Source organism: Kitasatospora sp. NPDC059827, from assembly GCF_042731675.1.
Classification (GTDB): domain Bacteria; phylum Actinomycetota; class Actinomycetes; order Streptomycetales; family Streptomycetaceae; genus Kitasatospora.
Genome location: NZ_JBHWIV010000123.1, coordinates 1 through 19,914 on the forward strand (window position 1 = coordinate 1; position 19,914 = coordinate 19,914).

A 19,914-nucleotide genomic window follows, 5' to 3' on the forward strand; every position below is an offset into this window, starting at 1 on the left:
CCACCGAGACGAGCACGGTGGCCAGGAAGAAGGCGTCCGCGTGGGCGGACGGCAGCGCGGCCAGGAACAGCGCGGTCATCACGGCCAGCAGCGCTTTGATCCACCGCGTCCGCTGCGGCCCGGTGCGCCCGGTGGTGCGCCCGAGGGTCAGCGCGAGCAGGACGTAGCAGAGGCAGAACGCGACGACGACGGCGTACCCGGCGAGCGCCGCCGTTCCGCTGACGTTGCCGCTCATGGCCACCGCGGTCAGCGCCGGGAAGACCAGCATCCCGGCGCCCAGCAGTATCCGCCGCAGGCCCCCCGCCCAGCGGTGGGCGGGGGCCGGCGTGCCCTCCCGGTCGAGGTCGGTCACCCTGTCGGTCACCTTTCGTCCTTCCTCAGGGCTGGGCGGCGAACAGCGTGCGCAGCTGCCGTCCGTTGAGCAGCACGGCCGCCCCGGCGAGGGCGAGGCCGCACAGGCCCTGTTCGATCTTCATCCAGACCGGGAAGACGCCCGGCACCGCGATGATCGCAGCAATCGCGACCAGCATGACGCCGGAGATGATCCGCAGCCGCCGGAAGGCGCCGCGGGAGCCGCGGGCCGCCCGGACGGTCAGCAGCAGGGTGACGGCGGCGCTGACCAGGACGATGGTGCCGCGCACCCACACGGACGGGGTGATCAGGTCGGTGTGGGAGCGCAGGGCGAAGGCCGCCAGCATGGTGAGCGCGCTGAGGCCGAGGTAGACGAGCACGAGGTGCCGTACGGTGCGGAAGGCCCGACGGGTGTCGGGGTGGTGCAGGTCGGTGGAGGTCATGGCTTCATCGTGGCCGTCGGAGCGGGGCGGCCGGCAGTGTGCTGCCACACCGCCGGACCGTGACATTTGTCAGCCCCTCGCCACCGGCGGCGACCCGGCGCCCGACCGGCTGCGCCTCGGTGCCCGACCGACGGCGGCCCGGTGCCCGGGCTCAGCCGAGGCGGACCCGGGTGCACCTGGTCACGTACGGCACGGCGATCTCGTCCCGGCCGGCCAGGTCGGGGTGGGTGGCGAGCAGCTGCTCGACGTCGGCCAGCAGCCGGGCGCGGTCGGCCTCGGGCAGGGCGATGACGTAGCTGCGGGAGGCGACCATGTCGAGGACGCCGGCCGGGGTGGTGGGGTGCTCCCAGCGGATCTCCAGTCGCTCGGGGGCGCCGAAGGGGGCCGGCAGCTCCGGTGCGGTGTCGAGCCGCTGACGGTCCGAGCGGTGCATCAGGGCGCCGAGTTCGGCGGCCCACGGTTCGGTCTCGTCCCGGACGTTCCAGATCAGGGCGAGGGTCCCGCCGGGGGCGAGCACCCGGGCGATCTCCGGGACGGCGGTGGCCTGGTCGAACCAGTGCCAGGCCTGGGCGACCACGACCGCGTCCACACCGGCGTCGGGCAGCGGGATGCGTTCGGCCGAGCCGGCCCGTACGGCGGCCTTCGGCACGGCGGCGGCCAGCCGGTCGCGCATCTGCGGGTCGGGTTCGACCGCGACCACGTCCAGCCCGGCCTCGACCAGCATCCCGGTCAACTTGCCGGTGCCGGCGCCCAGGTCGAGCACCCGTCGGGCCTCGCGGGGCACCGCGGAGCCGATCAGGGCCTGCGGGTAGCCGGGCCTGCCGTGCTGGTAGGCGGTGGCCGCGAGGCCGAAGGAGCGGGCGCGCAGCCGGCCGGCCCAGCGGCGGGTGGCGCCTTGGCGGGTCATCCCGCAGGCGCGGCCGATCTCCTCCCAGGTCGCCTGCCGGCCGCGCCGCAGCTCCTCGACCAGGTCCGTGCGCCGTTCCTCCAGTGCCTCGATCGTCTCCGAGAGCCGGTGCAGGCCGTCCAGCCCGCCACCTGCGGCCACCTGGGCCGCCACCCGCCGTCCGGGGTCGTCGTCGTCCATGGCCCGCACTGTAGGGGCGGACCGCCGAGGGCGTCAACGGTCATTGCTGGCTGGAGCAACAGGTGTTGCGCCGCGCCGGGACGTCCCCCGGAGGAGTGATCACCGCGCACCGCGAGCCACGCGTAGCACGAACTCGTCGCTGATCGTGGCGACTTGGGCCGGAAACCCTTCACATGGGCGAATCCCGGCCGGGTTGCCGGTGCGCGGGCGGCCGGGCGAGAAGCCTGGTGACGGGCGGTGGCCGACCGGACTCCGACAGGTGTGCGAGATGTCGGTCATGTCCGGCAAGTTGCCACAAGTCGGTTGACGGACAGTATTTTTGAGTTTCGGTCAGGATTGTCCTGAACTTGGCTATGCTGCAGCACCACGCCTCCGGAGCCGGTCGTCGCCCGACCCCGTTCGTTCCCACCCGTTCCCGACTTCTGTTCCGATCGTCCGATCGTTTGAGGATGCCGAATGCTTCGAGCTGGTACGTCACCCACCAGACGGCGCCCCGCGCCCCTGCTCGGCTGGATACTGCCCACCGCCGTGATGGCTGCGGCGGTCGCGGTCGCCGCGGTGGTGGTGTCGGCCGGAGCCCGGACCCAGGTGCTGTGGTGCGGGGCGACGGCCACCGTGCTGGTCGCGGTGGTGGCCGCCGAGTCCGCCCGCCGCGGTCGGGCCCTCGCCGACCTGAGGGACGAACACACCCGGCGCGTCGAGGAGTTGCACCGCAAGCTGGCCGGGCAGGAGGACGAGCTGGAGCGGATGGCCACCGGCGAACTGCGCCGGCTCGTCGGCGGCGCCCGGTACGGCTCCTCGATCGACGTGCTGCTCCAACCCTTCCAGCGCCCGAACCCGCTGCTGTCACGGAAGTTCCGCGCCTCGCTGGAGCAGGTGGTGCGCGGCATCGCCCAGGCCGTCGACGACGAGGTCAGCCGGCGCGACTCCGCCGAGCGCGCCTTCGTCAACCTGGCCCGCCGGGTCCAGGCGATCATCCACCGCCAGGCCAAGGACCTGCGGGAGATGGAGGACCGGCACGGCAACGACCCGGCGGTCTTCGACGACCTGCTGCGCCTCGACCACGGCAACGCCCTGGTCGGCCGCCTCGCCGACTCCATCGCCGTGCTCTCCGGCGCCCGGCCCGGCCGCCAGTGGACCCGCCCGATCGCCCTCTACAGCGTGCTGCGCGGCGGGATGTCCCGGATCCTCGAGTACCAGCGGGTCGACCTCCACCCGGTCACCCAGATCTCGGTCACCGGACCGGCCGTCGAACCCCTGATCCACGCCGTGGCCGAGCTGCTCGACAACGCCACCCGCTACTCCCCGCCGCACACCCACGTCCACCTGAGCGCCTCCGAGGTGCAGAGCGGGATAGCGATCGAGGTCGAGGACGGCGGCCTCGGGCTCACCGACGAGGCCCGCATCCGGGCCGAGCGCTCGATGCGCGAGGCCATGGTGTCCAAGGACTTCGACGACCTCACCGAGTCCCCCCGGCTGGGCTTCGCCATCCTCGGCCGGCTCTGCCAGGCGTACGGCTTCCAGGTGTCGCTGCGGCGCTCCGCGTACGGCGGCGTGCGCGCGGTGCTGGTGGTGCCGCAGGAACTGCTCACCACCGCTCCCCCGACCGGGCGGGCGCACGGCATCGGCGCCTTCTCCGGGCCGCGGCCGCTCCCGGCCAACCCGCCCCGGCACGCGGCCCCCGCCCGGCCCTGGGGCGCCCGGACCACCCCGGCCGGCGCCGGATCGGCCGGTGCCGGTGCCGGGGCGCCCGGCGGGCCGGGGCACTCGGCCCTGGGCACCGCCGCCGAACCGGCGCGGTCCGCCGGCATCGGGCCCTCCTTCGGCGCCACCACCCCCTGGGGGCCGCCCCCCGCCGCCGCCGGGGACGACGAGGTGGTCGTCACCGAACGCACCCCCAACGGCCTGCCCCAGCGCCGCCGCAGCCGCCCCACCGGCCGGGCCGCCTTCGCCACGCCCCCGCGCGGCACCGCCCAGCCCAGCGGCCCCACCGCCGGGCCCGCCGCCGGACCGGCCGCCCCGGCGCCCCGCCCCAAGAAGCAGCCCGGCCTGTGGCTGGAGGCCTTCATGGAGGGCTACAAGGGCACCGGCGGCACCAAGGACGCCACCCCGGGCAACCCCCCGGGCACCACCCCGGGCAACCCCCCGCAGCACAGCGCCGGACAGCCCGGTACCGAAGAGACGGCAGCGAAAGGCGAGCAGTGATTCCGCACCGCAGCAACATGGACTGGATCCTCAACGACCTCGCACACAGCGTCCCGTACGTGCGCCACGTCATCGTGCTGTCCGCCGACGGCCTGCGGATCGCCCAGTACGGCGCCGACCCCGACACCGCCGACCGGCTGGCCGCCGCCTGCGCCGGGCTGCAGAGCCTGGCCGCCGCCGTCGGGCACGAGTTCCCGCACGGCAACGGCGCGATGAAGCTGGTCGTCATCGAGGTGGACGGCGGCTACTTCTACCTGATGTCGGCCGGCGACCGCGCCTACCTCGCGGTGCTTGCCGACGAGGGCGTGGACGCCGGGCTGGTCAGCCACCAGATGCGCGACCTGGTCGACCGGATCGGCGAGCACCTCTCCACCCCGCCGCGCAACCCGGAGGTGGTCGCGTGAGCCGCCGCACCACGGCCCGCACCACGGCCCCGGCAGCGGCAGCGGCCCTGGCGACGACCCCGGCAGCGGACCCGACCAGCGCCCCCGGCGCCCGGGCGGGCACGTGAACGAGCACAGTGAGGCAGTGACATGACCGCCGACCAGGGCGGCTGGGACGGACCCGAGCCCGATCGCCTGTACGTGATCACCCGCGGCCGCAGCGGCCCCTCCGGGCCGGGCGTCTTCGACCTGGTCACCCTGATCGTCTCCCTCGCGGAGCCCACCCCCGCCATGCAGCCCGAGCACGCGGCGATCCTGCGGCTGTGCCGCTCGCCGCTCTCGGTGGCGGAGGTCTCCGCCTACCTCGAACTGCCCACGAGCGTGGTCACCGTCCTGCTGGCGGACCTCCTCGACGACGGGCGGATCGAGGCCCGTTCCGCCGTGCCCGCGGCGGAACTCCCCGACCGTGCCCTGTTGGAGGCGGTGATCCATGGACTTCAGCGGCTCTGACACCGTCGTCGGCCCGGCGAGCGCGGACCTGCTGCCCGACACCGTCACCACGGCCGTCAAGGTGGTGATCGTCGGCGGCTTCGGCGTCGGCAAGACCACCCTGGTCGGCGCGGTCAGCGAGATCCGTCCGCTGACCACCGAGGAGACCATGACCCAGGCCGGGGTCGGCGTGGACGACCCGACCGGGGTCGAACGCAAGACCTCCACCACGGTGGCCATGGACTTCGGCCGGATCAGCATCAGCGACAAGCTCGTGCTGTACGTCTTCGGCACCCCCGGGCAGGAGCGGTTCTGGTTCCTCTGGAACGGCCTGTTCGAGGGCGCGCTGGGCGCCGTCGTCCTGGTGGACACCCGCCGGCTGGAGGTCAGCTTCGAGGTGATCGGCCGCCTGGAGGACCGCGGCGTGCCCTTCGTGGTAGCCGTCAACGGCTTCCCCGAGGCGCCCAGTTACGCCCTCGACGAGCTGCGCCAGGCGCTCGACCTGCCGGCCGAGGTGCCGATCGTCGCCTGCGACGCGCGCAGCCGGCAGTCCAGCCGGGACGCCCTGATGACGCTGATGCACTACCTGTACGAGCTGGCCGCACCGCCCGCGGGCTGAGGCCCTCTCCCGTGGCCCCACCCCCGTCGTACCGCTTCCGAACCTCGTGACCCGGAGATCCTCTTGACCACCCCGTTCCCCGACGACGAAGCCGCCCCCGTCCCGCCGCCCGGCTGCCCCGCCCACGGGCACGCCGTCGAGCCGACCGGCCCCGGCGGACTGCGCCGGCTGTACGGCCCCGAGGCCGAGGCCGACCCGGCGGGCCTGTACGAGAAGCTGCGCGCCGAGCACGGCGACGTCGCCCCGGTGCTGCTGCACGGCGACCAGCGGGCCTGGCTGATCCTCGGCCACGCCGCCAACATCACCGCGATGCGCACCCCCTCGCTGTTCTCCCGCGACTCCCGGCTGTGGAGCGCCTTCCGCAACGACGAGGTCCCGCCCGACTCCCCGCTGCTGCCCGTGGTCGCCTGGCAGCCGATCTGCGTCTTCGCCGACGGCGAGGAGCACCGCCGGCTGCGCAACGCCCTGCTGGACGGCCTGAACGGCTTCGACCGGCGCGGCATCCGCCGCCACGTCCGCCGCTTCACCACCGACCTGGTCCAGGTGGTCGGGCCGACCGGCCGGGCCGAACTGATCACCCAGTTCGCCGAGCACCTGCCGATGCTGGTGATGACCAAGCTGCTCGGCATGCCCGACGAGTACGGCCCGCAACTCGTCGACGCCGCACGGGACCTGATGAAGGGCACCGAGACGGCGATCGCCAGCAACGAGTACGTGGTGGCGAGCCTGCGCCGCACCATCGCGATCAAGCACGAGTCCCCCGGCGACGACCTCACCAGCCGCCTGCTCGCCCACCCGGCCGGGCTGACCGACGACGAGGTGATGGAACACCTGCGGGTGGTGCTGCTCGCCGCCAACGAGACCACCGTCAACCTGATCGCCGACTCCTTGAAGATGGTGCTCACCGACCCGCGCTTCCGCGCCCACCTGTCCGGCGGCCAGATGACCCTGGGCGAGGCACTCGACCAGGTGCTCTGGGACTCCCCGCCGATGTCCCTGGTCGCCGGGCGCTGGGCCACCACCGACACCGAGCTGGGCGGCCAGCAGATCCTGGCCGGCGACCTCCTGCTGCTCGGCCTCGCCGCGGGCAACGTCGACCCGACCGTCCGGCCCGACCTCGCCACCCCGCTCTACGGCAACCGCTCCCACCTGTCCTTCGGGGCCGGACCGCACGAGTGCCCCGGGCAGGACATCGGCCGGCACGTCGCCGAGGCCGGGATCGACATCCTGCTCACCCTCCTGCCGGACCTCCGACTGGCCGTCCCCGAGGAGGAGTTGACCTGGAGCTCGGCCTGGATCTCGCGCCACCTGACGGCACTGCCGGTGGAGTTCACGGCGCAGGAGATCGAGCCCGACCCGGAGTCGGTCGCCGAGGCGGAGCGGGCGGCGGAGGAGGCACGGGAGCTCGCCGAGCGCGCGCTGGCGGCCACCCAGCGGGCGGCCGCCCAGGCCGCCCAGGCCGCGGCACCGGCGGCGGGCGTGGAGGCGGCACCCGCTGGGACCACGACCCCGCCCACGACCACGACCGTCCCCGCGCAGCGGCGCAGCTGGTGGGACGTCCTCACCGGCCTGTTCCGGCGCTGATCCCCGGCGCTGATTCCCGGGGCGACGTCCCCCGGGTGGCGGCGGCCGCTACTCAGCGGTCGCCGCCCCGACTCGTCCGGATGCCCCGGTGCGCGTGCAACGCACCGGTTCTGCGACGACGTTGATGAGATGGACACCGTCATCGTGCTCGAACCCGACATCCCGACCAACGTCCGGCTCCTCGGCCCCGGCCACCAGCCGGCCGATCCGGAGAACCCGGTGCGCCTCGCGCACGCCGCCCCCGCGGAGGCCTCCGGCGTCTGCGGCCCGCTCACCCTGTGCGGCCTGGACACCTCCGGCATGACGCTCGCCCCGCACCGCTCCACCGACCGGGGTCGGCCACGTGCGCACTGGAACGCCTGCCGGAACTGCCGCGCCGTCGAGGAGGGCGCGGCACCCCGCACCCCCGCTCGGGACGCCTCGGGTGCTCCGGGCGCACCCGAGGGCGACGCCCTGGCCGGGTAGGCCGCCACCGGCCCCTCCGTCCCGTCGGCGCCGCCCCCGCACCTCCGCCTCAGCCGTGCCCGTCGGTGCGGCGGCGGTGCAGGGTGAAGGTGTCGACCGGGGTGAGGTCGCCGTGCGGGCCGTCGAAGGTGTAGTAGGTGACCCGCATCGTGGTGGTGCCGCCGCGGCGGTCACCGGGGTCGACCTCGAAGGCGGCGAAGCCGTGGGTGTGGGTGCGGTCCTGGTAGGCGGCCCAGGGGGCGTCCTCGGTGAGCCAGATCGACTCCCGGTACGGCGCGCCCGGCGCGGGCCTGTCCGCCAGGCCGATCACCACCCGGCCCTGGGGGCGCTCGAACAGGTCGTCCTGGGTGGTGGCGGCGTTGCCCCCGGCACCGATGACCATGTGGACGGTGCCCCGTCCGGTGTCGGCCAGCCGGGGGTCGGTGCCGGTGGGCACCGGGGTGCGGGCGTCGTTCGGCAGGGTGCCGCGGACGGGGTGGGAGCGCTCGTAGTAGTGCTCGTGGCCGCTGACCACCAGGTCGACCCCGTAGGCGTCGAACAGCGGGCCCCAGGCCTCGCGGATGCCGAGGTCGCTGCCGGAGCCGTGCTGGGAGCTGGAGATCATCGGGTGGTGCATGCAGACCACGACCCAGTCGATCCCCCGGTCTCCCCGGGCGGTGCGCAACTCCCGCTCCAGCCAGCGCTGCTGGGCGCCGCCGGAGTAGCCGCGCAGATAGGTCTCGCCGGAGTTCTGGATGGCGACGTCGTCGTTGGCGAGGCTGATGAAGCGCACCGAGCCGACGGTGAAGGCGTACCACATGCCCCGGGTCTCCTCGTCGCGGTCGGCGGCGGAGGCGGGGAGGGTGAAGTAGGCCTGGTAGCCGGCGGCGCCGATCGGGCCGTTGCCGCCCTCGTTCTCGTGGTTCCCGGCGCAGGGCATCCAGGGGCGCAGCCGGGTCGATCGGCTGTTGTTGATGAACCAGTCGGCCCAGATGGCGGTGCGGCTCTGCCCGTGCCGGCCGCCGTAGGAGGCGTAGCAGAGGTCGCCGTTGACCAGGTTGAACAGCGGGCCGACGCGTTCGACGGCGGCGACGATGTCGGCGGCGTGCGGGCTGCCGATCTGGCTGGTGGTGTACACCGGGTACTTGCCGAGCGGTGAGGGCATGCCGTTCGGGAAGTCCACCTTGCGGCGCAGGTTGGGGGTGGCCTGGTCGCCGAAGCTGGTGAAGGTGAAGGGGGTGCGGCCGCGCGGGGCGGTGGTGAACGTACCGGTCTCCGGGTTCGCGCCGTCGTGCCCGGCGCTGTACAGGTACGTGGTGGCCGGGCGCAGTCCGGTGAGCCGGGCGTGGTGGACGTACACCTCGTCCTTGCCGAGGGAGTCCCGGTAGGTGCGGGTCTCGGCCTCGACCACCGCCCCGGTGCCGCCCTCGGGCGTGCCGAGCCGGACCAGCGGGCGCCGGACGGACTGCGGGGTGAGCCAGGAGACGGTCATCTCGGTGGCCGGGTCGCTGCCGAACTGCAGGTGCAGGCCGCTCACCGAGGGCACCCCGATCCGGTGCGGCCGGGCCTGCAGCAGCGGGCTCGCGGGCGGGTCGGCCGCCCCGTCGTCCGCCGCCGCCGGCCCGGCGACGGCACCCCCGCCGACCAGGGCGGCCCCGGCCACCGACGTGCCCTTGAGGATGGACCTGCGTGCGATCGTCATGACGCTCCGTCTGCCGAGTGGGGGTTCGGGACCCGCAGCACTGTAACGACATGAGCATGCAAAGGCGATCACTTTTCCCACGCAGAGCCGAAGCACCCGCCACGCCCGCGCCCCGGACCGGTAGGTTGTCGTGATGACCGATTCCCTCCCGCCTGGCGGCCTCGTGCTGGGTACGGACGAGCTGACCGACCGCTGGGCCGACGCGTGGCGGCCGGAACAGGCCGCGGAGCGGCTGGACGGGCTCGGCGCGAGCTGGTGCGTCGCGGCGGGCTGGGCGCTGGACCTGTTCCTCGGGCGGCAGACCCGGCCGCACGGCGATCTGGAGATCGCGCTGCCGGCCGCGGCCTTCCCCGAGCTCCGGGCACGCTTCCCGGAGTTCGTGTTCGACGCGGCGGGTCACGGGCGGGTCTGGCCGGCGGCCGACGCGGCGGCGCTGGCGGCCACCCACCAGACCTGGGTGCGGGAGCCGTCGAGCGGCCGCTTCCTGCTCGACGTCTTCCGTGAGCCGCACCGGGGCGATACCTGGATCTGCCGCCGGGACGAGCGGTTGCGGTTGCCGTACGATGCGGTCGTCGAACGGACGGCGGACGGGATCCCGTATCTCGCACCGGAGTTGGTGCTGCTCTTCAAGGCGAAGATGATGCGGCCCAAGGACCGGGCGGACTTCGACGCCGTACTGCCGTCGCTGGACCGAAGGCGGCGCGAGGCCCTGCGCGGGTGGCTGGCGCTCGTGCATCCGGGCCATCCCTGGGCGGAGAGCCTGGCGGGCTGACCGGGCCCGGCGCACACCCACGATCGTTGGAGAGCAGCACGGCATGGAACTGACCAGGGGCGACAAGCGCGCGATCGCGGCGGTGGGGCTGATCTGCGTCGGGGTGGCGGCCTGTTACGCGTGGGGTGGTGACGGGAGCGGATCCGACGACCCGCTCCCGTACAAGCGTCGCCCCGCCTCACTCCTGTTCCGGATCGATCTGGCGGACCCGGACGCGCTGCACACGACCGTGGCGGCCGACGACCGCACCATCACGCTGGACGCCTCCTGGAGCGGCTGCGACTACAAGCCCGACCTGGTGGTGAGGGAATCGGCCGACCAGGTCACCCTGATGCTGAACCGCCGCGACGCCTCCGGCCCGGACATCGGCTGCGAGGACGGCGGCATCGCCCGGCTCACCGCCGTCCTCCACCGCCCGCTGGGCGCACGCGCGTTGACCGACGCCGTCACCGGCAGGCCCGTCCCCCACGCCCACGGCTGAGGCCGCCCTCCGATCACGGCGGGTCTCCGTACTCGCCGGCGTGGTTCCGAACGGCCCTGGCGACGACGGCGAAGCCGTGGTCGAGCATCTCCCGCTCGGCCTTCGACCCACGCGAACAGCGGCAACTCCACGACCTGTCGGCCCGCTTCGTCGCGCAGGAGGGACCGACGGAGAGCCGAGGCACAGGCCGGTACGGGGTCCAGCCAAGGTGCGTGGGGACGGGCACGCCCTTGTCCTTGAGCGCGATGGCCAAGGTGAGCATGTCGTCCTCGATGACCTTCGGCCGGCCGCCGTGGTTGCCCTTCGCGGTGGCGCTCTGCTGACCCTCCAGGGTCTTCTCCCGGATGTAGTTGCGCTCGATCTGGGCTGCGGCGGCCAGGACGGCGAAGAACATCGAGCCCATGCCGTTGGGGTCGTAGACGCCGCTGAGCGGACCGGTGAGGAGTTCGAGCAGGATGCCGTGCCCCTGTAGGTCGGCCGACAGCTGCATCAGCTCGGCCGCGTTGCGCGCGAGGCGCTTCATCTCGTGGACGGTCAGGATGACCGCCTGGTCCGGCGCGGCCTCCTTGAACTGCCGGGCGAGGGTGAGCGCGGCCTCCACCTGCGGGCGGATCTTGATCCGGGTGCTGATCTTCTCCTGGAAGATCTTGAAGCAGCCCGCGGCCTGCAGTGCCTCGATCTGGCTGGCGAGCTCCTGCTGGGCGGTCGAGCAGCGGGCGTACCCGATCCGGATCGGCGGGGCGGCGTCTTCGGGTGCCGGGGCAAGCAGCGGGGCCGGCCGCCGCTGCCACGGCTTGCCCGGCGCGCGGTCGCCAGGGACCAGAACCTCCAGGTCCTCGCGCAGCGCGGGCACGAGGATGAAGCGCGGCGTGTGGTACTTGGCCGCGGTCTTCCCGCCGAGGGTCCGGCACGGGCTTCCGGCCGGGGCTTCGCACTTCGGGCAATCGTTGTATTCCACGCATCGGTCCGATGAGCCAGCCTCAATGGCAGCGTCTCCCTGCTCCGGCAACCGACCGGATGTCCCCCGCCGTCACTCCCTGGTTGCGGTCGCAGTCACACCGAAGGTGAGCGCGCCCGTCAGTAGCGCGAACACGAGGGTGAAGGCCGCCCACTGTCCGACGGAGTCGACCTGGTTGCCGAGCCCGAGCAGCTGCCAGGCGGTGTCCCGCAGCGCCAGTGAGGCCGGCAGCGCCGACGCGCCTGCGGTGGTCGCGATCCGGGCGGCCCGTCGCGTCCCCGACGCAGGAGGAGACGCGGCGAACCGCAGGGCAGTGTTGCCGATCATCACGAAGGCGAAGGTGCCGCCCGCGAAGACCGCGGCCTCCACGGTGAAGAGCAGCACCCCGGGCCAGCCCTCGCCGGAGGCCAGTCCCGTGGCGACCAGCAGGCCGGCGGCCACGGCGGCCACGGCGGCGAGCGGGGCGAAGCGCAGGCGCACGAAGCCGAGCACCTTGCCGCGGCCGATCAGCGCGGCGAGTGCGCGCCCTGCGCGAGAGCGAGGGCCGGCGAGGAGGTTCGCGAGGGGCACGAGGTCGTCCAGCCAGTCCCCGCCCATGTCCTCGGCTCCGCGCACCGGCTTCGGCAGCCGCCGGATCGCCCGGCGGTACAGCAGCAGGCTCTCGACCGTCACCCCGGTGAGCGGCAGCAGGGATGCGATCAGCCAGGGGGTGGTGCCACTGTCCCAGGACGCGCGGTCCGCCCGCGCGGCCACCGCCGCCCAGTCGGTGGCGAGGGTGGCGGCGACGAGCAGCGTGCAGACCAGGGCGGCCCGGAGCACCTGCTCGATCCGGTAGCGCGGCAGCGGCCGGTCGCGGCGGCACAGCAGTGTCCTTGCCCCGCCGAGCGCCCCGAGGAGGGGGACGAAGAACATGGTGAAGGTCACCACCGCGTCGTACGGATCGTCCTGCCAGGGACTGCCCGCCCGCACCACGCGAACCTGTGTCGTCAGGTAGGCGAACAGGGTGAAGGCGGCGGCTCCGGCGGCGGACGTCAGCAGCGCCGCGGCCGCGGCAGGCCGAGCGGGGTGTCCGGCCTCCAGCTGATTGATCGTCAAGTCATTGCGCATGACGGCGATAGTACACACCGCGTAGTACGTGGCGTGTAGTTCGTAGCACGTAGTATGGTGCTCCGTCAGATCGGAAGGAGCGATATGCAAGCCAACGATGCCCAGACGCTGGTGCTCTGCGCGCTGGCCGACGGGCCGCTGCACGGATACGCCATCAACACGGCGATCGAGGAGCTGACCGGGGAGCGGCTGGGCCCTGGCAGCCTGTACGGGGCGCTGGCCAGGCTGGAGTCGAAGCGGCTGATCGAGTCGCTCGACGGGCAGGGCCGCCAGCGCCCGGTGCAGTTGACTGCTCTCGGCCGCGAGGTCCTGGAACGCGAACTGCGCGCCATGGCCCGGGTGGCGAACGCGGGACTGCGGCGCCTGGGGGTGCACCCGGCGTGAGCGTCGTCACCCGCAGCCTGGTCAGGCTCTATCCGGACGCCTTCCGCGAGCGCTGGGGCGCGATGGTGGAGGACGAGGCCCGGGGCGCGGGCTGGAAGTCCTGGCCCAATCTAATCGCGGGCATCGTGGACATGTGGCTTCACCCGGCCCACTGGCCCGCCGACTCCCCGGTACAGCGCCAGCGGCGGGTCGCCACCATGGGCATCACCGTCGCCCTCGCCGCCTGGTTCCTGAGCCACCTGGCCGCCGAACAGGCCGGTCCCTTGCCCGCCGACGGCGTCCGGGAGCAGGTCACGCACAGCTGCACCACCCTGCTGCTGCTCGGCATCGCCCTGGTCGCTCCCCGGCCCCGGCCCACGCTGGGCGCCGCGATCACGTTGCTGGGCTGGGCGCTCCGTCGCCTCGCCGGACCGACGCTCCTCGGCACGACCGTGGTCGTTCTGGTGCACGGCGGCGTCGACGCGGACGCCTCGCCGCCCACCCTGCGCACCGCCGTGCTCGCCGCCTGGTGGATCACCCTGGGCCTCGGAGCGATCCAGATCCCTCGCATCTTCACCGGCGTCGGTGCGGACGCCGTCGTACCACCCGGCACCGGCCGACTCCGCGTCGGTGTCTGGACCCTCGCCGGCGCCAGCGCCACCGGTGGCGCGACCATCCTCGGACTCTCGCTCATCGGTGACGGCTTCCATCCGCTCGGCGTCGGCATCGGCGTGGGCCTGCTGCTGCTGACGGCGGTGTGCGCGGGCACCCTGCGCGACCTGCGCGACCTGCCGTCGGCCTCGTAAGCCACGCGGCACCCGCCTGACCATGGCCCGCCAGAACCGGCAGCCGCTCCCGACCCACTTGGAGGTGCCCATGCCCGACCTGCTCCGCTCCCTCTACACCCGCCGCCTGCGTCGTCAGGTCATAGCCGGCCCACTGCCCAGGCACGTCGGGCTGATCATGGACGGCAACCGCCGCTGGGCCCGGCAGATGGGCATGGCCAACCCGAGCCTCGGCCACAAGGTGGGCGCCGAGCACGTCGAGGAGGTGCTCTCCTGGTGCGAGGCCCTGGGGATCAAGCACATCACCGTCTTCGTCTGCTCGACCGAGAACCTCCAGAGCCGCGGCGACACCGAAGTCGCCTACCTGATGCGGCTGATCGAGCAGGTGGTCCTCGATCGCCTCACCCGCCCGGACGCCCGCTGGCAGGTCCACCTCGCCGGAATGACCGACGCCCTGCCCGACAGCACCGCTCGCGCCCTCAAGGAGGCCGTCGAGGCCACCCGCACCTTCACCACCGGCGCTCACGTCACCCTGGCCGTCGGCTACGGCGGCCGTCAGGAGGTCGTCGACGCCGTGCGCGACCTGATGTACGCGCGAGCCGAAGCAGGCGCGTCACTGACCGAGGCCGCGGACGCCCTGACCGTCGACGACATCGCCCCGCACCTGTACACCGCCGGCCAGCCCGACCCCGACCTGGTCATCCGTACCAGCGGCGAGCAACGGCTGTCGAACTTCCTGCTCTGGCAGAGCGCCTACTCGGAGCTGTACTTCTGCGAGGCCTACTGGCCCGCGTTCCGCGAGGTCGACTTCCTGCGCGCGGTCCGTAGCTTCGCCGCCAGGCAGCGGCGCTACGGCGGCTGAGTTCCGGTCTCGTAGGGCGGCAGCGGCTCGGCCGGTGCCGCCCCTTTCCGCGCGTCGTGCAGCTGGGCGTCCTCGTGGGCCAGCCGGGCGGCGGCCTCGGCGGGGGTGGTGGGCAGGCTGCCGTCCCGGACCAGGACGGCGAGGGCGGCCGGGCCGTGGAGGAGGGCGAGGAAGGTGTCCTCGCGCAGCACGCGGACGGCCTTGACCTCGGCGCCCTCGGCGTGCAGGGCGAGGGCGCGCTGGTGGGCGGCGGCGGGGATCGGCGTCAGGGTGGCACGGTCGCTGCGGAGGCGGCCACGGTCAGCACTCGTTCCCGAGCGCGGTGGCACCGGACGTGAGCGGGTGGGAGCGCATGGGGGTCCTTGTCGGTCCGGGGATCACGGTGCGGGGGGGTCAAACTACGGAGCTGCCGAAGCGGCGATCAAGGCGATCTGATGGTCACTTGAGCCTTACCGCCCAGTAGCCCCACGACTCCAGCCGAACGGCGGGCCCCTCCCCCGCCGTCCGACGGGCCCCGGGCACGCGCCCACCCCCGGGCGCGCCGCGGCCCCGACGGCCGGGGCTGCGTCGGGGCCGGGGCGGGTGCGGGGAGGTCAGGGGCAGTGCTTCCAGGCGAGGTGGTAGGTGGTGTTGATGTTGCCGTCGGTGGAGTCCATCGTCATGAAGCTGGTGGTGTGGGCCTGGTCGGAGCTGCCGCCGGCGACGCGCAGTTCGGTGTTGATGTTGAAGTTGCGCTCCTCGCCGCAGGGGGCGAAGACCAGGGCGGCGACGTCGACGGTGTCGGTGGCCTGCCAGCTGTCGTCCGTCGGGCCGTCGAAGCGGTGGCTCTGGTAGCTGGTCTGGGGGTCGCCCTGGAAGTAGTAGTTGGCCCGCTCGGTGCCGTTGGCGCCCTGTTCCAGGTGGGCGAAGCCGCGGTAGTCGGCGGATGCGATGGCGTAGGTGAAGCCCTGGGGGACGTGCACCCGCAGGTCGAGCTGGCAGTTCTTCCGGAAGTCGGTGGGCTTGGAGCCGACGCCCACCTGGGCGAGGTAGCTGCTGTACGTCACGGTGAAGGCGGTGTTGTCGGGCGAGACGGCGACGGCGGCGGTTCCGGCCGGACAGCCGGAGCCGTTGACGGTCGCGACGTCGATGACGATGCGGTCCGGCGGGGTCGGCAACGAGTCGCCGCCGAAGGTCGAGGTGCCGACCAGTGCGGCGGTCGCGGTGGCGGCGACGGCCAGGGTACGGAGCAGCATGGGCTTCCCCTTCGATCGTCCACGGAGGTTCGGGGGCGGAGCGGCGCGCGGCGGCGCAGGGCGGCGCTGCGGACGAGGCCGAGCGCGGCCCCCTCGTGTTTGACGTGGATATGTCAGCACATCGCGCGGACGGTGTACAAGGGGTGACGCATGGTCACTATCGACGGGCCCGGCGGCCCCCCGGGTGACCTGCGGGCGTGGGGCACGGGTCCGGTGGATCGGGCACCCGCATAGTCGGAGGACTGATCACACCTTCCGATCGTGAGACGAGACGACCGTGCCCCTCCCCCGCCGCCGGACCGCCGTCACGGCCCTCGCCCTGCTGCTCGCCCTCCCCGGCTGCGGAGCCCCGACACCCACGCCGAACGCCACCGGGGACCGGACCGCGACGGCCACCACCACGGCCACCACCGCGGCAGGAGGCCAAACCCCCTCCGGGCCAAGGGCGTTCACCCTGGTCGCCACCGGCGACGTCCTGCCGCACACCGAGATCATCCAGCAGGCGAAGGAGGACTCCGGCGGCACCGGCTACGACTTCACCGCCATGCTGGCCGGCGTCAAACCGCTGATCAGCGGCGCCGACCTGGCCATCTGCCACATGGAGACCGTCTACGGCGCCGACGGCGGCCCGTACACCGGATACCCGGCCTTCAAGTCCCCGCCGCAGGTCGCCAAGGCGCTCACGGACGCGGGCTACGCCTCCTGCGACACCGCGTCCAACCACACCCTGGACGACGGACCGGCCGGCATCCGCCGCACGCTCGACGCGATGGACGCCGTCGGCCTCGCCCACACCGGCTCCGCCCGCACCGCCGAGGAGGCCGGGAAGCCCGCGCTGCTGCGGGCGGGCGGCGCGACGGTGGCCCAACTCGCTTACACCTACGGCACCAACGGCATCCCGCTCCCGAAGGACGAGCCGTGGGCGGTCAACCTGATCGACCGGGACCGGATCCTCGCCGACGCCCGCGCCGCCCGGGCCGGGGGCGCCGACCTGGTGGTGGTCAGCATCCACTGGGGCACCGAGTGGCAGGACACGCCGAACGAGCAACAGCTCACACTGGCGCGCGAGTTGGCCGCAGCCGGCGAGGGGCCGGGCCGCCCCGACGTCGACCTGATCCTGGGCACCCACGCCCATATCCCGCAGGCCTACGAGAAGATCGGCGACACCTGGACGGTCTACGGCCTCGGCGACCAGCTCGCCGGGCACATGTTCACCCACGGCGACACCGAGGACCCGCGCGGCAACTGGAGCTCGCTCGCCCGCTTCACCGTCGGTCCGCCCGCCGGGCCGGGGCAGCGCTGGACGGTGAGCCGGGCCGAGTTCGTCCCGCAGATCACCGACCTCGGCCCGCCCTACCGGGTGCTCGACCTGCGCGAGGCCGTCCGCCGCAACCCGGGCCGCGCCGACTGGGCCCGCGCGCTGGACCACATCCGCACGGTGGTGCTCAGCCGCGGCGCCGGCGCGGCGGGCCTCACCATGGCACCGTGACGCCCTCCGGGCGGCCCGCCGGGCCCGCCTCCTGGGAGGGGGCAGGCCAGCGGCCTGCCTACGGCTTGCGGCCCACGCCCCCGTACACCGAGACCTGGCCGTCGAGCCGCTGCGCGGGGTCGCCCAGTTCGGGGTGCCACCGGTTGATCAGGACCACGCCGGGGTCGTCCAGCTCCAGGCCGGTGAAGAAACGTTCCACCTCGGCGTGCGAACGGGTGTGGACCTCTATTCCGGCCTCCGCGTAGCGCCGGGCGCCCGCCTTGGCCGCCTCGGGCGCGTTGTCGGCGGTGCCCGCGCTCAGGGCCAGGAAGCTGCCGGAGGGCAGGGCGTCCACGAGCTTGCGCACGGGCGGGTGCGCGGCCTCGTCGGAGAGGAAGTGCACGATGTTGATCAGCGTCAGCGCGACCGGCTGCGTCAGGTCCAGGGTGGCGGCCACCCCCGGATCGGCCAGGAACCTCTCCGGCTCGCGCAGGTCGCCCTCGACGTAGGCGGTGCGCCCCTGCGGGGTGCTGCTCAGCAGCGCGCGCGAATGGGCCAGCACGATCGGGTCGTTGTCGACGTACACCACCCGGCAGGCCGGGTCGACCGCCTGGACGATCTCGTGCAGGTTCGGCGCGGTCGGAATACCGGTGCCGACGTCCAGGAACTGGCGGACGCCGTGCTCCTCGGCCAGCCGGCGCACCATCCGGTGCATCACCGCGCGCGCGGCGGCCGCGGCGGTCCGGGCCTCCGGGAGGTCGGCGAGCACCCGGTCGCCGACCTCGCGGTCCGCCGGGAAGTTGGTCTTCCCGCCGAGCAGGTAGTCGTAGACCCGCGCGGAGTGCGCCCGGTCCGTCCGCAGGTCCACCTGCGGCGGCGGCTCGAAGTCCACCTCGGTCAGCCAGCTCTCCGGCCCGTTGCCGTCCATCGTCGCCCTCCCCGTCCGGCGTCTGGTCCGGACCACTCAACCACAGGACGTGAACGTCCGTCAGGCGGTTCCCGGTGTCCGCTGAACCCCGGATTCCGCCTCCCGGAGCGCGGCGGTGAAGGAGGGCACCCGCATCGCCGTCAGCAGGCCCAGCACCGGCCCCGCCGTACAGACCGTGACGTAGAACGGGATCAGCCCGAGGTTGCCGTGGGAGTCCAGCCACGCGGCGAGCAGCGGGAAGGTGCCGCCGAAGGCCGCGATGGTGGCCGCGTTGACCACGCCGAGGCCCACCGCGCGCACCTCGGTCGGGAACAGCAGACCGGTGAACACGTTGAGCGTGCCGAGCACCGTCGCCACCATCATCCCCAGTAGCACGGCCACGAGTTGGAAGGGCAGCCAGCCCTCGCGCAGCCCGGCCAGCAGGAACCCGACCAGCGGGACGGGCAGTCCGAACCCGATCCGGGCCACCGGCAGCAGGCCGAAGCGGTCGGCGGCCGCGCCGGTGAGCAGCATGGTGGCCAGCACCACGGCCAGCACGACCGTCATGAAGGAGGCCGCCCGCTCCTTGTCGATGACGTGGTAGGCGGCGGCGTACTGCGGCAGGTAGGTCAGCGCGAAGTAGTAACCGACCGTGCCGCCCAGGGTGTTGAGGAAGACGGTGAGCACCGCCCAGCGGTGCTCCCGGAGCGTGCGCAGGAACGGCGGGCGCCCGCCCGGCCCGGCGGCGGCCCGGGCGCGGTGGAACTCGGCGCTCTCCGGCGCGGCCCGCCGCACCCACACCGCGCCCAGCCCCAGCAGCGCGGCGGCCACGAAGCCCCAGCGCCAACCGCCGTTCTCCAGACCGGACTTGCCGATGGTGTGGATCAGCAGGGTGAGCACCCCGAAGGAGAGCAGCGAACCCAGGATGATCCCGCCGTAGGAGACCGAGCTGAACGCGAACCGGTGCCGGGGCGGCGCCGTCTCGGTCACGTACGCGGCCACGCTCGGCGCCTCCCCGCCGAAGGCGAGCCCCTGCACCACCCGCACCACGACGGCCAGCACCGCCGCCCAGACGCCGATCGTCCGCTGCCCCGGCAGGACGGCGAGGCCCAGGCTGGCGACGGCGATCACGGCCATGCCGAGGCTGAGCGCGAAGCGCCGCCCCCGGGTGTCACTGAGCCGGCCGATCAGGTACGAGCCGACCGGGCGGGCGACGAAGCCGACCGCGAAGGTGGCGTACGCGGCGAGCGTGCCGCTGACCCCGCCCTTGCCGTGGCCGAAGAGGTCGGCGGCGAAGTAGGGCGCGAGCACGGCGTACACGTTCCAGTCGAAGGACTCGACCACCGACCCCACCGTCGCCGCCGCCAACTCCCGTCGCCGGCCCCCGTCGTGCTCCCCGTCATGGGCGGGGGCGGTATCGATGCGATCTGTCATGGCGTCAGCATGGCACCGTTCGACCTGCGGCGGAATCGGGTTCGGGGACCGCTCCGGCGCGGGCCCGACGACCCGGCGACGGCCGGCGCACGGTCGGTGCGTCGACGAACCACGGCCGGTGCGGCGGGGGGGGGGGGGGGGGGCGGCGCGCGGGGCCGGGCCCCGCCCGCCGCCCCCCCCGCCCGCGGGCGGCCGGGGGGCGGGGGGGGCGGCCCCCCGGGCCCGCCCCCGGCGC

The 19,914-nt window shown here is 73.7% G+C and carries 21 protein-coding genes and 1 pseudogene; 12 read left to right on the forward strand and 10 right to left on the reverse strand.

Annotation, left to right across the window (positions count from 1 at the left end):
* The 3 genes and pseudogenes from ACFV8H_RS38775 to ACFV8H_RS38785 all read right to left on the reverse strand — a co-directional run.
* Window positions 1-364, reverse strand: a pseudogene (locus ACFV8H_RS38775) (hypothetical protein); the annotation flags it as partial.
* A 13-nt stretch (window positions 365-377) separates the two neighbouring features.
* A complete protein-coding gene (locus ACFV8H_RS38780; RefSeq protein ID WP_380409118.1) occupies window positions 378-794 on the reverse strand; it encodes a hypothetical protein in 417 nt (138 codons plus the stop codon).
* A gap of 151 nt (window positions 795-945) precedes the next feature.
* The gene (locus ACFV8H_RS38785; protein WP_380409120.1) at window positions 946-1,881 is read right to left on the reverse strand and encodes a class I SAM-dependent methyltransferase; all 936 of its coding nucleotides are present in this window, start codon (window positions 1,879-1,881) and stop codon (window positions 946-948) included.
* A gap of 456 nt (window positions 1,882-2,337) precedes the next feature.
* Here ACFV8H_RS38785 and ACFV8H_RS38790 point away from each other — a divergent pair, with 456 nt between their 5' ends.
* From ACFV8H_RS38790 to ACFV8H_RS38815, 6 genes are all read left to right on the forward strand, one after another.
* Window positions 2,338-4,086, forward strand: coding sequence for an ATP-binding protein (locus ACFV8H_RS38790; RefSeq protein WP_380409122.1), 1,749 nt, complete (start codon window positions 2,338-2,340; stop codon window positions 4,084-4,086).
* Between the two features lie 17 nt (window positions 4,087-4,103).
* Window positions 4,104-4,490, forward strand: a complete 387-nt coding sequence (locus ACFV8H_RS38795) for a roadblock/LC7 domain-containing protein (RefSeq protein WP_360231742.1) — start codon at window positions 4,104-4,106, stop codon at window positions 4,488-4,490.
* A gap of 129 nt (window positions 4,491-4,619) precedes the next feature.
* Window positions 4,620-4,979, forward strand: a complete 360-nt coding sequence (locus ACFV8H_RS38800) for a DUF742 domain-containing protein (protein WP_350510307.1) — start codon at window positions 4,620-4,622, stop codon at window positions 4,977-4,979.
* Window positions 4,960-5,577 (forward strand): ATP/GTP-binding protein, encoded by a 618-nt coding sequence (locus ACFV8H_RS38805; protein ID WP_380409124.1) that lies wholly within the window; start codon window positions 4,960-4,962, stop codon window positions 5,575-5,577. The genes ACFV8H_RS38800 and ACFV8H_RS38805 overlap by 20 nt, the downstream gene beginning before the upstream one ends.
* Before the next feature lie 63 nt (window positions 5,578-5,640).
* Entirely contained in the window at window positions 5,641-7,161 is a 1,521-nt protein-coding gene (locus tag ACFV8H_RS38810) for a cytochrome P450 (RefSeq protein WP_380409126.1), read from the forward strand.
* Between the two features lie 129 nt (window positions 7,162-7,290).
* A complete protein-coding gene (locus ACFV8H_RS38815) occupies window positions 7,291-7,626 on the forward strand; it encodes a hypothetical protein (RefSeq protein WP_380409128.1) in 336 nt (111 codons plus the stop codon).
* A 49-nt stretch (window positions 7,627-7,675) separates the two neighbouring features.
* Here ACFV8H_RS38815 and ACFV8H_RS38820 read toward each other — a convergent pair whose 3' ends face one another.
* Window positions 7,676-9,307 (reverse strand): purple acid phosphatase family protein, encoded by a 1,632-nt coding sequence (locus tag ACFV8H_RS38820; RefSeq protein ID WP_380409129.1) that lies wholly within the window; start codon window positions 9,305-9,307, stop codon window positions 7,676-7,678.
* Between the two features lie 133 nt (window positions 9,308-9,440).
* Between ACFV8H_RS38820 and ACFV8H_RS38825 the strand changes: the two genes are divergently transcribed.
* Together ACFV8H_RS38825 and ACFV8H_RS38830 are read left to right on the forward strand one after the other, a co-directional pair.
* On the forward strand, window positions 9,441-10,079 hold the full coding sequence (locus tag ACFV8H_RS38825; protein ID WP_380409131.1) for a nucleotidyltransferase domain-containing protein: 639 nt from the start codon (window positions 9,441-9,443) through the stop codon (window positions 10,077-10,079).
* A 43-nt stretch (window positions 10,080-10,122) separates the two neighbouring features.
* Window positions 10,123-10,560, forward strand: a complete 438-nt coding sequence (locus tag ACFV8H_RS38830) for a hypothetical protein (protein WP_380409133.1) — start codon at window positions 10,123-10,125, stop codon at window positions 10,558-10,560.
* Between the two features lie 13 nt (window positions 10,561-10,573).
* On the opposite strand, the gene ACFV8H_RS38835 is transcribed toward ACFV8H_RS38830, so the two are convergent.
* A complete protein-coding gene (locus ACFV8H_RS38835) occupies window positions 10,574-11,518 on the reverse strand; it encodes a recombinase family protein (protein WP_380409135.1) in 945 nt (314 codons plus the stop codon).
* 72 nt (window positions 11,519-11,590) lie between these two features.
* Entirely contained in the window at window positions 11,591-12,625 is a 1,035-nt protein-coding gene (locus tag ACFV8H_RS38840) for a hypothetical protein (protein WP_380409137.1), read from the reverse strand.
* A gap of 84 nt (window positions 12,626-12,709) precedes the next feature.
* Between ACFV8H_RS38840 and ACFV8H_RS38845 the strand changes: the two genes are divergently transcribed.
* The 3 genes from ACFV8H_RS38845 (at window position 12,710) to uppS (ending at window position 14,635) form a co-directional block, all read left to right on the forward strand.
* A complete protein-coding gene (locus ACFV8H_RS38845) occupies window positions 12,710-13,009 on the forward strand; it encodes a PadR family transcriptional regulator (protein WP_380409139.1) in 300 nt (99 codons plus the stop codon).
* Entirely contained in the window at window positions 13,006-13,794 is a 789-nt protein-coding gene (locus ACFV8H_RS38850; RefSeq protein WP_380409141.1) for a hypothetical protein, read from the forward strand. The genes ACFV8H_RS38845 and ACFV8H_RS38850 overlap by 4 nt, the downstream gene beginning before the upstream one ends.
* Window positions 13,795-13,858: 64 nt before the next feature.
* A complete protein-coding gene (gene uppS / locus ACFV8H_RS38855; protein WP_380409153.1) occupies window positions 13,859-14,635 on the forward strand; it encodes a polyprenyl diphosphate synthase in 777 nt (258 codons plus the stop codon).
* On the opposite strand, the gene ACFV8H_RS38860 is transcribed toward uppS, so the two are convergent.
* Window positions 14,623-14,964, reverse strand: coding sequence for a hypothetical protein (locus ACFV8H_RS38860; protein WP_380409143.1), 342 nt, complete (start codon window positions 14,962-14,964; stop codon window positions 14,623-14,625). The two genes, uppS and ACFV8H_RS38860, sit on opposite strands and share 13 nt — an antisense overlap.
* A 264-nt stretch (window positions 14,965-15,228) precedes the next feature.
* Window positions 15,229-15,870, reverse strand: coding sequence for a DUF4360 domain-containing protein (locus ACFV8H_RS38865; RefSeq protein ID WP_380409145.1), 642 nt, complete (start codon window positions 15,868-15,870; stop codon window positions 15,229-15,231).
* 277 nt (window positions 15,871-16,147) lie between these two features.
* Here ACFV8H_RS38865 and ACFV8H_RS38870 point away from each other — a divergent pair, with 277 nt between their 5' ends.
* Window positions 16,148-17,359, forward strand: coding sequence for a CapA family protein (locus ACFV8H_RS38870; RefSeq protein ID WP_380409147.1), 1,212 nt, complete (start codon window positions 16,148-16,150; stop codon window positions 17,357-17,359).
* 58 nt (window positions 17,360-17,417) lie between these two features.
* Here ACFV8H_RS38870 and ACFV8H_RS38875 read toward each other — a convergent pair whose 3' ends face one another.
* Window positions 17,418-18,266 carry an SAM-dependent methyltransferase gene (locus ACFV8H_RS38875; protein ID WP_380409149.1) on the reverse strand — a complete coding sequence of 283 codons (849 nt, stop codon included), beginning with the start codon at window positions 18,264-18,266 and terminating at the stop codon, window positions 17,418-17,420.
* Between the two features lie 60 nt (window positions 18,267-18,326).
* Window positions 18,327-19,679, reverse strand: a complete 1,353-nt coding sequence (locus ACFV8H_RS38880; protein ID WP_380409151.1) for an MFS transporter — start codon at window positions 19,677-19,679, stop codon at window positions 18,327-18,329.
* Between the last annotated feature and the right edge of the window lie 235 nt (window positions 19,680-19,914).